The sequence below is a fragment of the Pseudomonas sp. W22_MBD1_FP4 genome (assembly GCF_052113765.1).
GTDB lineage: Bacteria > Pseudomonadota > Gammaproteobacteria > Pseudomonadales > Pseudomonadaceae > Aquipseudomonas > Aquipseudomonas sivasensis.
In genome coordinates this window covers 58,670-72,452 of sequence record NZ_JBGQOI010000012.1, presented here as the reverse complement: position 1 = coordinate 72,452, position 13,783 = coordinate 58,670, and the positions used below count along the sequence as shown (strand labels likewise).

The following is a 13,783-nucleotide window of genomic DNA, read 5'->3' as shown; positions in this document are numbered from 1 at the left end:
CTAAACGGCGGGTTCGGTGATATTCAGACGGGTCTGACTGGGCGGGGGATTTTAAGGCGCAATAGCGAGCGTGTTTTACAGCTGTGGGCGAGGACTTCTTGTAGGAATACTAATGGTGGCGAGGGAACAAGCTCCCTCACCACAAATGCTCAATCGTAGGGTGCAGTTAATGCGCGAGGAATTTGCTCAAAAACTGCCGCGTGCGTTCTTCCTTGGGGTTGGCAAACAACGCCTTGGCTTCGCCCTGTTCCACGATCACGCCCTTGTCGAAAAAGATCACCCGGTTGGCAACGTCTCGGGCAAAGCTCATTTCGTGGGTGACGATGACCATGGTGCGATTCTCCTCAGCCAGGCTGCGGATGGTCGCCAGCACTTCACCCACCAGTTCCGGGTCGAGGGCCGAGGTGGGTTCGTCGAACAGAATCACCTCCGGCTCCATGGCCAATGCACGGGCAATCGCCACGCGCTGTTGCTGACCACCGGACAGACGCCGTGGGTAGGCGTCTTCCTTGCCCGCCAGGCCGACCCTGGCCAGGAGCTTGCGCCCCAGGGCAATAGCGTCTTCGCGCGGCATCTTCTTGACCACGGTGGGGCCTTCGATGACGTTTTCCAGCGCAGTGCGATGGGGGAACAAGTTGAAGTTCTGGAACACAAAACCCACGTGTTGGCGCAGGCGCCGCACCAGGTTCTGTTGCTGGTTGAGCGGTTTGCTGCCGTCGATCTGGATGTCGCCCACCTTGATGCGGCCGCTGGTGGGTTCTTCAAGGAAATTCAGGCAGCGCAGGAAGGTGGTCTTGCCGGAACCGCTGGGGCCGATGATGGCGACAACTTCGCCTTCCTTGACCTCAAGGTCGATGCCGTTGAGCACCACCTGACCGTTGAATTGTTTGGTCAGTTTTTCAACCACGATCATGCTTCAAGACTCCAGGTCATGCCGGTTGACCCGGTCTTCCAGACGATTTTGAAAATGCGCCAGGATGCTCGCCAGTACCCAGTAGATCAGAGCGGCGGACAGATACATGGTGAAAATTTCGAAGGTACGCGCCGACACCAGTTGCGCCTGGCGAAACAGCTCCGGCACCTGAATGGTGGCGGCCAGCGCCGTGTCCTTGACCAGCGAAATAAAGCTGTTGCCCAGCGGCGGCAGCGCGGTGCGCATCGCCTGCGGCAGGATGGCCCGGCGCAGGGTCTGCGCGCGGGTCATGCCGATACTGGCAGCGGCCTCCCACTGGCCACGCTCGATAGACGCGATGGCGGCCCGCAGGATTTCACACGCGTAGGCGGCCATGTTCAGCGAAAAGCCGATCATGGCTGCCGGGATCGGATCCAGCTCGATGCCCACTTGCGGCAAGCCGTAGTAGATCAAAAACAGCTGTACCAGCAAGGGCGTGCCGCGAAAGAACGACACATAGACACGGGCAGTCCAGCTCAGCAGCTTGAAGCGCGACAGACGCATCAAGGCCAGGCCGAAGCCCAGCAGCAAGCCGAAGAACATGCCGCCAAGGCTGAGAATCACCGTGTAATACGCGCCCTTGAGCAGGAAGGGCGCGGAGTCCAGCGCGAGTTGGAAACCTGCTTCCATTATTGAGTGACGTCAGCGTTGAAGTACTTCTCGGACAGCTTCTTCAAGGTGCCATCGGCGCGCAGCTTGTCGAGGGCCTTGTTCACCGCTTCCAGCAATTCAGGCTCGCCTTTGCGCAGCGCGATACCGGCTTCCTGGCGGGAGAAGGCATCGCCTGCAGCGGCGGTGTCCGGGGCTTTCTTGGCGTATTCCAGGGCGGCCAGGCGGTCGATCAGAATCGCGTCGATACGGCCGATGCGCAGGTCCTGGAACTTGGTCGGGTCATCGTTATAGGTCTTGATGATGGCTTTGGGTTGGTTGTCCTTGAGCCATTGCTCGTAGTTGGTGCCCAGGCCCACACCAACTTTTTTGCCGGCCAGGTCGTCGGCGGTCTTGATGGTGTCAACGTTCTTCTTCAGCACCAGCGCCTGGATACCGGAAACGGTGTAAGGCGTGGAGAAATCGTACTTCTTCTTGCGCTCTTCAGAGATGGTCACTTGGTTGACCACTGCGTCCAGGCGCTTGGATTCCAGGGCAGCGAGGATGCCATCCCATGGCGTGGCCTGCAGCTTGACCTTGACGCCCAACTCCTTGGCCAGCGCTTCGGACAGCTCGACTTCGAAACCGCTGAGCTTGCCGCTTTCATCGACGAAGCTGAACGGCGGATAGGTGCCTTCCAGGCCGATTTTGATCTCGCCGGCCTTTTTGATGTTGCCCAGTTGCTCGCCGGCAACGGCCTGGCCCAGCAGGCTGGCACCGAGAGCCAAACCCAAAGTACCGACCAGCAACGTGCGACGGAATACGGAAATAGTCATGAAGAGCCCCTGTGTTTTTATGTTGAGCGAAGCAGGTGACGCGGTAGTCGTATCCTGCCTTAAAGCGCGAAGCGCGTCTTCGCCTTCGGCGCGATGATAAAGCCCGGTTTTAAGACTTGAAAATAATATAAAACTCAATTGATATTCTTTTTATGAATATGCGTTGAGTCTAATGTGGTAAGGGGCTTGCCCCCGATAGCGGTGTATCAGTAACAGATGAGCTGGCTGACACTCCGCTATCGGGGGCAGGCCCCCTTCCACATTTAGCCCGCGTTTATTCAGTTGAAAACCGAGTCATAGGCAAACAACGCCGGTGCCCCACCGGTATGCAGGAAAATAATCGGGCCATCTTCAAAGCGCTGGCGCCCGATACCGTCCAGCAAGCCGGCCATGGCCTTGCCAGTGTAGACCGGGTCCAGCAGCAGGCCTTCCTGGCTCGCCAATAGCTTGACCGCCGAAAGGGTCCCGGCGTTCGGTTCGCCATAACGTGGGCCGAAGTATTCGTCCCACAGGATCACCTTGAAGGCTTCGGGGATATCCACGCCGAGCAACTCGGCAGTGCGTTCGGCCAGGCCCTGTACTTTGGGGCGCTGGGCTTCGTCGGTGCGCGATACGGTGACGCCGACTACCGGTAAGTTCGGCAGTACTTCACTCAACGCCAAGGCCAGGCCGCTGTGGGTGCCGGCACTGCCGGACGCCAGTACCACGGCGGCGAATTCGATGCCGCTGTCTTCGATCTGCGCGGCCAGTTCCAGCCCGGCGCGCACATAACCTAAGGCGCCGAGGGCATTGGAGCCGCCGATGGGCACCAGATACGGCTTCTTGCCGTTGCTGCGCAGGCGGTCGGCGAGGGCGTTGAGTTGGTCGTCGACGTTATCGAGGTTTTCCACCAATTCCACTTTGGCGTCGAACAGCTCCAGCAGCAGGCGATTGCCGTTGCCCAGGTAGTTGGGGTCTTCGGTACCGGTGGGGTTTTCCAGCAGGGCCACGCAGCCCAGGCCGAGCTTGGCGGCAAGGGCGGCAGTCTGGCGTACGTGGTTGGACTGGATGGCACCGGCGGTCACCAGGGTGTCGGCCCCCTGAGCGATGGCGTCGGCGGCCAGATATTCGAGTTTGCGCAGTTTGTTGCCGCCCATCGCCAGTGGCGTGGTGTCGTCGCGCTTGACGTAGATGTCCCGTCCCAACCAGGTCGACAACCGTTCGAGTTTTTCCAGGGCGGTGGCGCCGCCGAGCAGGTCCAGGCGGTTAAAACGGTCGAGCTGTTGCTTGATCATGGCTACGCACGGTGGCTAAGGGATGAAGCGACTATAGGCAGGCACTTTTCATCGGGCAACCGTCAATCGCTTATGCCCGATGGTTCTTAGCATCACACCATTGGTTCTTAATGGCGGCCAGGGTGCATACCGTAAAGTGATGGCCATTACGTCAGGAGTAAATACTGTGAGTGAGCGTTCCAGTCATTGGCAATTGCAGACCATTGTCAGCCAGTTGCGCGGCGCCCGGGACCAGTGGCGAACGCGCAATGGCCGCTTGAGCGGCGAGCATGGCGGACGCGAATTGCCGTCCCGAGAAGCCGTTGCACAAATCCTCGAAGCGCTGTGCGGCTCGCTGTTCCCGATGCGCTTGGGGCCGGCGGATTTGCGTGAAGAAAGTGAAGATTTTTACGTCGGTCATACCCTCGACGTCGCGCTCAATGCGTTGCTCGCCCAGGCGCGTCTTGAGTTGCGTTATGCCGCTCGACAGGGCGGGCAGGATGACAGCCAGATCGATGCCCACGCCATCCGCCTGATCCAGGGTTTTGCCCTGGCCTTGCCGTCTCTGCGCAGCCTGCTGGACACCGACGTACTCGCCGCTTACCACGGCGACCCGGCCGCGCGCAGTGTGGATGAAGTGTTGCTGTGCTATCCGGGGATCCTGGCGGTGATTCACCACCGTCTGGCTCACCACTTGTACCGCGCCGGCTTGCCGCTGCTGGCGCGGATCATTGCGGAAATCGCCCACTCGGCTACCGGCATCGACATCCACCCCGGCGCGCAGATCGGCCCGAGCTTCTTTATCGACCATGGGACCGGTGTGGTCATTGGTGAAACCGCGATCATCGGCGAGCGGGTGCGCATCTACCAGGCCGTGACGTTGGGCGCCAAGCGCTTCCCGGCAGATGAAGACGGGCAGTTGCAGAAAGGCCATCCGCGTCACCCGATCGTCGAGGATGATGTGGTGATCTACGCCGGGGCGACGATTCTCGGGCGGATCACCATCGGCAAGGGCTCGACCATTGGCGGCAATGTGTGGCTGACGCGCAGTGTGCCGGCTGAGGCGAACATTACTCAGGCGAATCTGCAGCATGATGACGGGGCGCAGAAGTAAAACCCTACGCAGATCCCCTGTAGGAGGGGGGTTGCTCCCGATAGCGCAGTGTCAGTTGGTACATTCATTGACTGACACGCCGCCATCGGGAGCAAGCCCCCTCCCACATTGTTAGCCTCATTCCAGATTTACCCCGCAACCGCTGAACGATTTGCCTCCCCCACCCGTCATACCAATCCTTGAGCTAGTGTAGGAATAACCGACCACTCAGCCCTGCGATTAGTCCAAAACCGCCTATCCATGTTTAACTTGAATGTTCGTTCAAGTTAAACCCGGTGGTTCGCTGCCCGCTCACAACAGGAGGCTTACCTTTGCTGAGTCCGTTATTTACAGCCACATGCTCCAACCTCGGGGTGCATCGCTCATGAGTGCATCGTCCACCCCAGCCAGCGGCCAAGTGCGCATGAATGCGCCGGTTTTCTACTTCGCCGCGACCTTCATCCTGCTGTTCGGCATCACTGTCATCGCTATCCCGCAACAGGCCGGTGCCTGGTTGCTGGCAGCGCAAAACTGGGCGGCCAATACGGTCGGCTGGTACTACATGCTGGCGATGACCCTGTATCTGGTCTTCGTGGTGGTCACCGCGCTATCGGGCTACGGCAAGATAAAACTCGGTGCCGACCACGACGAGCCCGAATTCAGTTACCTGTCCTGGGCCGGCATGCTGTTCGCCGCAGGGATCAGCATCACGCTGTTCTTCTTCTGCGTCTCCGAGCCGCTGACGCACTTGGTGCAGCCGCCCCAAGGCGCGCCGATGAACGCCGATGCCGCGCGCCAAGCCATGCAGATTCTGTTTCTGCACTGGGGCCTGCACGGTTGGGGTGTGTTCGCGTTTGTCGGCATGGCGCTGGCGTATTTCGCCTACCGGCATAACCTGCCACTGGCCTTGCGCTCGGCGCTGTACCCGCTGATCGGTAAGCGCATCAACGGCCCTATCGGCTACGCGGTGGATGGCTTCGGCATCATTGCCACGGTGTTTGGTCTTGGCGCCGACATGGGCTTCGGCGTGCTGCACCTCAACTCCGGCCTCGACTACTTGTTTGGCATTGCCCACACCCAGTGGATTCAGGTCGGTTTGATCACCCTGATGATGGGCGCGGCGATCCTTGTTGCAGTGGCCGGCGTCGATAAGGGCGTGCGGGTGATGTCCGACATCAACATGCTGCTGGCTTGCGCGCTGCTGCTGTTTGTATTGTTCGCCGGGCCTACCCAGCACTTGCTCAACACCTTGATCCAGAACATCGGTGACTACCTCGGCGCGCTGCCGACCAAGAGTTTCGACGTCTACGCCTACGACAAGCCGAGCGACTGGCTGGGCGGTTGGACGGTGTTCTACTGGGCCTGGTGGATCGCATGGTCACCGTTCGTGGGCCTGTTTATCGCGCGGATTTCCCGTGGCCGCACCATCCGCGAATTCGTGTTCGGCGTGCTGCTGATCCCGCTGGGCTTTACCCTGGCGTGGATGTCGATCTTCGGCAACAGCGCCATCGACCAAGTGCTCAACCACGGCATGACCGCGCTCGGTCAGTCGGCCATCGATGACCCGTCGATGAGCCTCTACCTGCTGCTGGAAACCTATCCGTGGAGCAAAACCGTTATCGCGGTGACCGTGTTTATCAGCTTCGTGTTCTTCGTCACCTCGGCGGACTCGGGCACGGTAGTTTTGTCGACGCTGTCGTCCAAAGGCGGTAACGCCGATGAAGACGGGCCGAAATGGCTGCGGGTGTTCTGGGGTGCGATGACCGCGCTGGTCACCAGTGCGTTGCTGTTTGCTGGCAGTATCGACTCGCTGAAATCGGCGGTGGTGCTGACCTCGCTGCCGTTCTCGCTGATTCTGTTGCTGATGATGTGGGGGCTGCACAAGGCTTTCTATCTGGAGTCGCAAAAGCAGATCGCCCAGTTGCATTCCTTGGCGCCGATCTCGGCTTCGCGTAAAGGCAAGGGTGGCTGGCGCCAGCGCTTGAGCCAAGCGGTGCATTTCCCATCGCGCGATGAGGTGTACCGCTTCCTTGAATCGACGGTGCGCCCGGCGATTGAAGAAGTGACGGCGGTGTTTGTCGAGAAGGGACTTTCGGTGGTCACCCAACCGGATCCATCCAACGACAGCGTGAGCCTGGAAATCGGCCATGGCGAGGAGCATCCGTTCATATACCAGGTGCAGATGCGCGGCTACTTCACGCCGTCGTTTGCCCGTGGCGGCATGGGCTCCAAAGAGATCAACAACCGCCGCTATTACCGGGCGGAAGTGCACTTGAGTGAGGGCAGCCAGGACTACGACCTGGTGGGCTACACCAAGGAGCAGATCATCAACGACATCCTCGACCAGTACGAGCGGCACCTGCAGTTCCTGCACCTGGTGCGCTAGGTTTTGCGCAGGCCGGCGGTGACGTTGGCTTGCGTGAAATTGCAGTTTTTTATGAGTCTTATCGTTCCTCTGGCGTAGGACTTTGCTGTACAACGAAAGGGCAGACTTAAGCGATTCAGCTGGTTAAAAGGCCTGGGAATAACCTTATTCCCAGGCCTTATTTGCCCTAGACCCAGAGAGGATTCGATGACGTACATTGCTGCCGAAAACCGCTATGAATCTATTCCGTATCGCCGCGTAGGCCGCAGTGGATTGGTGCTGCCTGCACTGTCCCTGGGGCTGTGGCACAACTTTGGCGACAGCACCCCGATCGACACCCAGCGCGCCCTGTTGCGCACGGCGTTCGATCTGGGTATCAACCACTTCGACCTGGCTAATAACTACGGCCCGCCCTACGGCAGCGCCGAGATCAATTTCGGTCGTTTGCTGCGTGAAGACTTCAAGCAGTACCGCGACGAATTGATTATCTCCAGCAAGGCCGGTTGGGACATGTGGCCCGGCCCTTACGGCCAGGGCGGCGGTTCGCGCAAATACGTGCTGGCCAGCCTGGACCAAAGCCTGCAGCGCTTGGGCGTCGACTATGTGGATATTTTCTATTCCCACCGCTTTGACGCCGACACCCCGCTTGAAGAAACCGCCAGCGCCCTCGCCACCGCCGTGCAACAAGGCAAGGCGTTGTACATCGGCATTTCGTCGTATTCCGGCGTGAAGACTCGCGAAATCGCTGCGCTGCTCAAGGAGTGGAAGGTACCGCTGCTGATCCACCAGCCGGCCTACAACCTGCTCAACCGCTGGGTGGAAAAAGACCTGCTCGACACCACCGAGGAACTCGGCGCCGGCGTGATCGCTTTTACGCCACTGGCTCAGGGTTTGTTGACCGACAAGTACCTCAACGGTGTGCCGGCTGATGCACGGGTCAATCGCCCGGGCGGTGGTTCGTTGCAGGCCAAACACTTGTCCGACGCCAACATCGCCCATGTGCGTGCGCTGAACGAAATCGCCCAGCGCCGTGGTCAGAGCCTGGCGCAGCTGGCACTGGCGTGGACGCTGCGTGATCCACGGGTCACCAGTGCGCTGATCGGCGCGAGCCGGCCGGAGCAGATTATCGAGAACGTCGGAGCGTTGAAGAACTTGAGCTTCACTGCGGAAGAACTGGCGGAGATTGATCGGTTTGCGCAGGAAGGCGGGATTAACCTGTGGGAAAAGCCATCGACCGCTGAATAATTTGGTATGACTCGGTCAATGTGGGAGGGGGCAAGCCCCCTCCTACATTTGATGTGCAGTGTGGTTTAGAACGGCACGTCCCCAAGAATCGTTGCCCGATGCATCACCCGCCGCTGCGGCCGGTAGTCATCCACCGCGTAGTGCTGGGTCACGCGGTTGTCCCAGAACGCCACGTCGTTTTCCTGCCAGCGCCAGCGGATAGTGAATTCCGGTCGTGTCGCATGGGCAAACAGCAGCTTCAGGATCGCTTCGCTCTCTGCGGGCTCAAGCTCATTGATCCTGGTGGTAAACCCCTCACTGACAAACAGCGACTTACGCCCGCTCACCGGATGCGTGCGCACCACCGGGTGCGACAGCGGCGGGTTCTTCCTACGGGTTTCTTCCCAGCGCAACAGGTCTTCTGCGGTGTTGCCGAAGCGCTCCAGCGGAAAAGACTTAGTGACATCGTGGGTGGCGGTGAGGCCGTTGAGCAACGCCTTAAGCGGCTCGGACAACGCCTCATACGCCGCAATACCACTGGCCCACAACGTATCGCCACCAAACGCCGGCAACAGCTTGGCGCTAAGTACCGCGCCGAGCGCCGGGGTGGGCAGGAAGGTCACGTCGGTGTGCCACACGGCGTTGTCGCGCACGTCGGTGACGGCGGTGTCGAGGATCAGCACTTCGGGCTGTTCCGGCACGTTGGGGTAGATCGGATGAATATGCAGGTCGCCAAAATTCGCGGCGAACCGCGCTTGTTGCTGCGGGGTGATCGGCTGGCCACGGAAGAACAGCACCGAGTGGCTGAGTAACGCCTGCTCGATGGCATCGCGGTGTTCGGCGCTCAGCGGCTGGGTAATATCGACGCTACTGATCTGGGCGCCCAAGGCAGTGCTCAATGGGGTAACGGTCAGGTTGCTCATGCGGTTCTCACTCAATGTGCCTGGCCATGCCAAGGCACTAACTTACGCTGCAGGGCACGCAGGCCCATTTCCATGGCGAAGGCGATCAGAGCGATCACCAGGATCCCCAGCACCACCACATCGGTGACCAGGAACTGCGCCGCCGACTGCACCATAAAGCCCAGGCCGCTGGTGGCCGCGATCAGCTCGGCAGCGACCAAGGTCGACCAGCCCACACCCAGTCCGATGCGCACGCCGGTGAGGATGTCAGGCAGGGCGCTTGGCAGGATCACATGGCGAATCAGCTGGGCGCGGGTGGCGCCCAACGACTGCGCGGCGCGCAATTTGGCCGGGTCGACGGTGCGTACGCCGGTCGCGGTGGCGATGGCAATCGGTGCGAAGATCGCGAGGTAAATCAGCAGCACTTTAGACAGCTCACCGATGCCGCACCAAATCACAATCAGCGGCAGGTAGGCCAAAGGTGGAATCGGTCGGTAGAACTCGATCAGCGGGTCGAGAATGCCTCGGGCAATGCGATTGGAACCGATGGCGATGCCCACCGGCACGGCGGTCAGCACCGCGAAGCCCAGGCCCAGGCCGATACGGCTGAGGCTCGCGCCCAGGTGTTGCCACAGAGTGGAGTCCATATAGCCCGTGGTCGCGAGCAACCAGCCTTTTTGCAGCACAGCGGACGGCGGTGGCAGGAACAGCGGTTCGATCAAGCCGGTGGCGGTCACCCCCCACCAAATTGCCAGGAGCGCGGCCAGTGTCAGCAGGCTGATCCAGCGTGTGCTTAAGCTGCGGCGCACCGCAATGACCGCGTGCGTCACCGGCTTGGCGGCGGTGGCGGGAAGTTCGTAGCTGCTCATGCGGACACCTGCCGTTGGGAGAACACTTTGCCCAGCACGTGTTCGCGGGTCTCGATAAAGCGCGGGTCGGACTTGATCGCCCGCGCCGATTCACCCGCCGCATAGCGTTGGCCGAAGTCCAGGTGCAGGCGTTCCACGATCTGGCCTGGGTTGGGCGCCAGCAGGATCAAATCAGTGGCGAGGAACACGGCTTCTTCGATGTCATGGGTAATCAGGAACACAGGCTTGGCCGTGCGGCGCCAGACTTGCAGCAACAACTCCTGCATCTGTTCGCGGGTGAAGGCATCGAGGGCGCCGAAGGGTTCGTCCATCAGCAGCACACGCGGGTCTGCCGCCAAGGCGCGCGCCAAGCCGACGCGTTGCTTCTGGCCGCCGGAGAGCTGCCAGATACGGCGGCTGTCGAAACCCGCCAGGTCCACCAGCGCGAGCATTTCCCTGGCACGTACTTCACGTTGCGCCTTGGGTACGCCGGCCAATTCGAGGCCGAAGCCGACATTGGCCAACACATCCTGCCAGGGCAGCAACGCATCGTCCTGGAATACCACACCACGCTCGGCGCTGGGGCCTTTGACCGGCACGCCATCAAGGGTAATGCGCCCGGCAGAAGGTTCGACAAAACCGGCAATCAGGTTCAACAGCGAGGTCTTGCCACTGCCGGACGGCCCGAGGGCCACCAGCAATTGCTGGGGCCCAAGGTCGAGTGAAATATCCGCCAGTACCGGTTCCGGGGCGCCTGGGTACTGTGCGCTGATGCGCTCCAGTTGTAGCAAGGCCATCGCGATGAACTCCTCAGTTAGTAATGAACTTGGCGCTGACGTAAGGCGCGTAGTCCGGCAGCACGGCGTCGACCTTGCCTTGTTCCTTGAGGAACGCAGCCGTATCGGTCACGGCCTTGGTAGTCGGGGCGCCCAGCAGGGTCACTTGGTCAGCGGCCAGCGGGTAGACGTTGCCTTGCAACAACAGCGGGATATCGCTGGCCTTAGCGCCGGATAGCTTCACCAGCTTGTCGACGTTGCCTTTGTCGGCGAGCCAGGCTTGTGGGTCTTTGCGGTAGGCGGCGTAGGCATCCAGAGTGACTTTGGCGAAGGCCGTGACGATTTCCGGGTGCTTCTCGGCAAAATCCTTACGCACGATCCACGCATCGAACGTTGGCGCGCCGAACTTGGCCAGCTCGCCAGAGGTGATCAGCACTTTGCCGTTTTCCTTGGCCACGCCCAGCGCGGGATCCCACACGTAAGTGGCGTCGATGTCACCGCGCTTCCAGGCCGCGATGATCGCCGGTGGCGCGAGGTTGAGGATGGTCACTTTCGACGGGTCGATGTTCCAGTGCTTGAGTGCGGCCAGCAGGCTGTAGTGGCCAGTGGAGACGAAGGGCACGGCGATCTTTTTGCCGATCAGGTCCTGGGGGCTGTTGATCCCCGAACCGTTGCGCGCCACCAGGGCTTCGGCCCCGCCAATCTGGGTGGCGACGAGGAAGGTTTCCACTGGCACTTTGCGGGTGATCGCCGCGGTCAGCGGGCTGGAACCGAGGTAGCCGATCTGCACGTCACCGGAGGCGATGGCGGCAATGATGTCGGCGCCATTGTCGAATTTGCGCCAATCAATTTTGGCGTTGGTGGCTTTTTCATACGCACCGTCGGCCTGGGCGACTTTGGCCGGATCCACGGTGGTCTGGTAAGCGATGGTCACATCAGCCGCCTGGGCAAACAGGCTGGCACCGGCCAGGGACAACGCCGCCAAGAGGCGCAGGGGGGTTAAAAGTTTCAAGGGGAAGCTCCTCAATCAGGCGGCCGAGGGTCGGCGTGAGAGGAGACTAAATGATCTAAGAATCCGAAAATAAATAACATTTTCGAATTAGCTTATGTGGGGAAAGGTTGAAGCAAGTCTTGAGCTTGATGAGGGCAAATGTGGGAGGGGGCTTGCCCACGATGGCGGTAGCTCAGCCACTGATGGGTGACTGACGCTCTGCTATCGGGGGCAAGCCCCCTCCCACATTTTGAGCCGGGTCCGGCTTCAGTTAGTTACTGATGGCGAGAATGCTCGCCTGGTACGACCCCACAAACACATCAAAATCGCCCACTTCGTTCTGCTCCAGTTCCGCCTGTTGCGCCAGCGATTTGCGCGCCAGGTCCTCAAAGCGCGCCTGCTCTTCTGCGGGCAACGGCTCACGGCGGAAATACTCGGCATGCAACTCGCTCTGATGCAGGGAGAACTGCGCGAAACTCTCTTTGCGCTCGGCCATCGCGGCCAGTACCTGCGCCGAAGGGGTCAGCGATGGGTCGTTGACCTTAGCAAGCTGGGCGTCCAGCGCCTGGCTGTGCTCGCTGATGCCATGGCTCTGATCGAGCAGGGCGGCCAACGGTGCAATCTTCTCCAACAGCTCGGTGGCCCATTCCTTCATGTCCACCGGCGCGCCGTCGCGCTGCAATTGCAGGCCCGGACGACGACCTTCCTTGACCACGCTGAGGAAGTTAGCGGTGGCATTGCCGCACGCGTTGTTGGCGAACAACGGGCTGTCGTTCAGCGCGCAGTACAGCAGGAACGCGTCGAGGAAGCGCGACTCGGGCAGGTCGATGCCCATCGGCAAGAACGGGTTGATGTCCAGGCAACGCACTTCGATGTACTGAATGCCGCGTGCCACCAGCGCCTGGATTGGTCGTTCACCGGTGTAGGTCACGCGCTTGGGGCGGATGTTGGAGTAGTACTCGTTTTCGATCTGCAGGATGTTGGTGTTGAGCTGTACCCACTCACCGTCCTTGTGCGTGCCGATTTCGACGTAAGGCGCGTAGGGTGTTGCCACCGCTTCGCGCAGGCTGTCGGTGTAGCTCGCCAAGTCGTTGTAGCACGGCGTCAGGCCGGCCTGGGCGTTGCTCTGGTAACCCAGGTCACTCATGCGCAGGCTGGTGGCGTAGGGCAGGTAGAGGGTGTCGGCGTCGAGCACTTCCAGCTGGTGCGAGCGACCGCGCAGGAAACCCGCGTCCAGGGCCGGTGAGGCACCGAACAGGTACATCAGCAGCCAGCTGTAACGGCGGAAGTTGCGGATCAGCGCGATGTAAGCCGTGGACTGATAGTCGCGGTCGGTGCCGACGAACCCTTCAGTTTCCTTGAGCAACGGCCACAACTGTTCCGGCAGGGAAAAGTTGTAGTGGATGCCGGCGATGCACTGCATGGTCTTGCCGTAACGCAGGGCCAGGCCCTTGCGGTACACGTACTTGAGCTGTCCGATATTGGAGGTGCCGTAGTAGGCAATCGGAATATCTTCCTCGGCCGGCAACGGACACGGCATCGAGGGGCTCCACAGGTATTCGCTGCCCAGCTTGGTGTAGGCAAAGCGGTGGATCTTGTCCAGGCTGCTCAGGGTATCGGCCGGGTTGGGCAGGGCTGGGGTGATGAACTCCAGCAGCGATTCCGAGTAGTCGGTGGTGATCTGTTCGTGGGTCAACGCGGCGCCCAGGGCTTCCGGGTGCGGCGTTTGCGCCAGGCGACCTTCACCCGTGACACGTAGGCACTCACGCTCGATGCCATGCAGGCACTGCTCTAGCAGGGAGAGGTGTTCGCGCTTGCCGAGCAGAGCCAGGCGGCGGTTGAGAAGTTCGCTCAAGTTGGATTCCTTCACGCGTCAGTCGCCCCAATATGGGGGTGGGCAGGACGGTCTACAAGGGTGAAGTTAAAACTGGCGTGATCGCCTGGTTGTGAGTCGA

At 60.6% G+C, this 13,783-nt stretch carries 12 protein-coding genes; 3 read left to right on the top strand and 9 right to left on the bottom strand.

Annotated elements, in window-relative coordinates; genetic code table 11:
- Positions 1 to 166: 166 nt before the first annotated feature.
- The 4 genes from tcyN to ACEN2T_RS16585 all read right to left on the bottom strand — a co-directional run bounded on the left by tcyN (position 167) and on the right by ACEN2T_RS16585 (position 3,650).
- Entirely contained in the window at positions 167 to 913 is a 747-nt protein-coding gene (gene tcyN, locus ACEN2T_RS16600; RefSeq protein WP_032884920.1) for an L-cystine ABC transporter ATP-binding protein TcyN, read from the bottom strand.
- A 3-nt stretch (positions 914 to 916) separates the two neighbouring features.
- Complete coding sequence (tcyL, locus tag ACEN2T_RS16595) at positions 917 to 1,582, bottom strand: cystine ABC transporter permease (protein ID WP_032884921.1); 666 nt, start codon at positions 1,580 to 1,582, stop codon at positions 917 to 919.
- The gene (gene tcyJ, locus ACEN2T_RS16590; protein ID WP_032884923.1) at positions 1,582 to 2,376 is read right to left on the bottom strand and encodes a cystine ABC transporter substrate-binding protein; all 795 of its coding nucleotides are present in this window, start codon (positions 2,374 to 2,376) and stop codon (positions 1,582 to 1,584) included. The genes tcyL and tcyJ overlap by 1 nt, the downstream gene beginning before the upstream one ends.
- Positions 2,377 to 2,654: 278 nt before the next feature.
- On the bottom strand, positions 2,655 to 3,650 hold the full coding sequence (locus tag ACEN2T_RS16585) for a D-cysteine desulfhydrase (RefSeq protein WP_032884924.1): 996 nt from the start codon (positions 3,648 to 3,650) through the stop codon (positions 2,655 to 2,657).
- A gap of 166 nt (positions 3,651 to 3,816) precedes the next feature.
- Between ACEN2T_RS16585 and epsC the strand changes: the two genes are divergently transcribed.
- The 3 genes from epsC to mgrA all read left to right on the top strand — a co-directional run bounded on the left by epsC (position 3,817) and on the right by mgrA (position 8,332).
- Positions 3,817 to 4,743 carry a serine O-acetyltransferase EpsC gene (gene epsC / locus ACEN2T_RS16580; RefSeq protein ID WP_442117020.1) on the top strand — a complete coding sequence of 309 codons (927 nt, stop codon included), beginning with the start codon at positions 3,817 to 3,819 and terminating at the stop codon, positions 4,741 to 4,743.
- Positions 4,744 to 5,146: 403 nt separating this feature from the next.
- Entirely contained in the window at positions 5,147 to 7,108 is a 1,962-nt protein-coding gene (gene betT / locus ACEN2T_RS16575; RefSeq protein ID WP_163033287.1) for a choline transporter BetT, read from the top strand.
- A gap of 186 nt (positions 7,109 to 7,294) precedes the next feature.
- Positions 7,295 to 8,332, top strand: a complete 1,038-nt coding sequence (gene mgrA, locus ACEN2T_RS16570; protein ID WP_032884927.1) for an L-glyceraldehyde 3-phosphate reductase — start codon at positions 7,295 to 7,297, stop codon at positions 8,330 to 8,332.
- 65 nt (positions 8,333 to 8,397) lie between these two features.
- Here the strand turns inward: mgrA and tauD are convergent, their stop codons facing one another.
- The 5 genes from tauD to gshA form a co-directional block, all read right to left on the bottom strand.
- The gene (tauD, locus tag ACEN2T_RS16565; RefSeq protein WP_442117019.1) at positions 8,398 to 9,234 is read right to left on the bottom strand and encodes a taurine dioxygenase; all 837 of its coding nucleotides are present in this window, start codon (positions 9,232 to 9,234) and stop codon (positions 8,398 to 8,400) included.
- 11 nt (positions 9,235 to 9,245) lie between these two features.
- Positions 9,246 to 10,082, bottom strand: a complete 837-nt coding sequence (tauC, locus tag ACEN2T_RS16560; protein WP_032884931.1) for a taurine ABC transporter permease TauC — start codon at positions 10,080 to 10,082, stop codon at positions 9,246 to 9,248.
- A complete protein-coding gene (tauB, locus tag ACEN2T_RS16555; RefSeq protein WP_032884932.1) occupies positions 10,079 to 10,858 on the bottom strand; it encodes a taurine ABC transporter ATP-binding subunit in 780 nt (259 codons plus the stop codon). Before tauB ends, tauC begins: the two co-directional genes overlap by 4 nt.
- A gap of 13 nt (positions 10,859 to 10,871) precedes the next feature.
- Positions 10,872 to 11,849, bottom strand: coding sequence for a taurine ABC transporter substrate-binding protein (gene tauA / locus ACEN2T_RS16550; protein ID WP_095186291.1), 978 nt, complete (start codon positions 11,847 to 11,849; stop codon positions 10,872 to 10,874).
- Between the two features lie 250 nt (positions 11,850 to 12,099).
- Entirely contained in the window at positions 12,100 to 13,683 is a 1,584-nt protein-coding gene (gshA, locus tag ACEN2T_RS16545; protein ID WP_095186290.1) for a glutamate--cysteine ligase, read from the bottom strand.
- Positions 13,684 to 13,783 lie beyond the last annotated feature (100 nt).

Coding starts and splice junctions, on each gene's coding strand:
- tcyN (WP_032884920.1), bottom strand. CDS start 913: ATGATCGTGGTTGAAAAACTGACCAAACAATTCAACGGTCAGGTGGTG.
- tauB (WP_032884932.1), bottom strand. CDS start 10,858: ATGGCCTTGCTACAACTGGAGCGCATCAGCGCACAGTACCCAGGCGCC.
- tauD (WP_442117019.1), bottom strand. CDS start 9,234: ATGAGCAACCTGACCGTTACCCCATTGAGCACTGCCTTGGGCGCCCAG.
- tcyL (WP_032884921.1), bottom strand. CDS start 1,582: ATGGAAGCAGGTTTCCAACTCGCGCTGGACTCCGCGCCCTTCCTGCTC.
- tauC (WP_032884931.1), bottom strand. CDS start 10,082: ATGAGCAGCTACGAACTTCCCGCCACCGCCGCCAAGCCGGTGACGCAC.
- mgrA (WP_032884927.1), top strand. CDS start 7,295: ATGACGTACATTGCTGCCGAAAACCGCTATGAATCTATTCCGTATCGC.
- betT (WP_163033287.1), top strand. CDS start 5,147: ATGAATGCGCCGGTTTTCTACTTCGCCGCGACCTTCATCCTGCTGTTC.
- tcyJ (WP_032884923.1), bottom strand. CDS start 2,376: ATGACTATTTCCGTATTCCGTCGCACGTTGCTGGTCGGTACTTTGGGT.
- ACEN2T_RS16585 (WP_032884924.1), bottom strand. CDS start 3,650: ATGATCAAGCAACAGCTCGACCGTTTTAACCGCCTGGACCTGCTCGGC.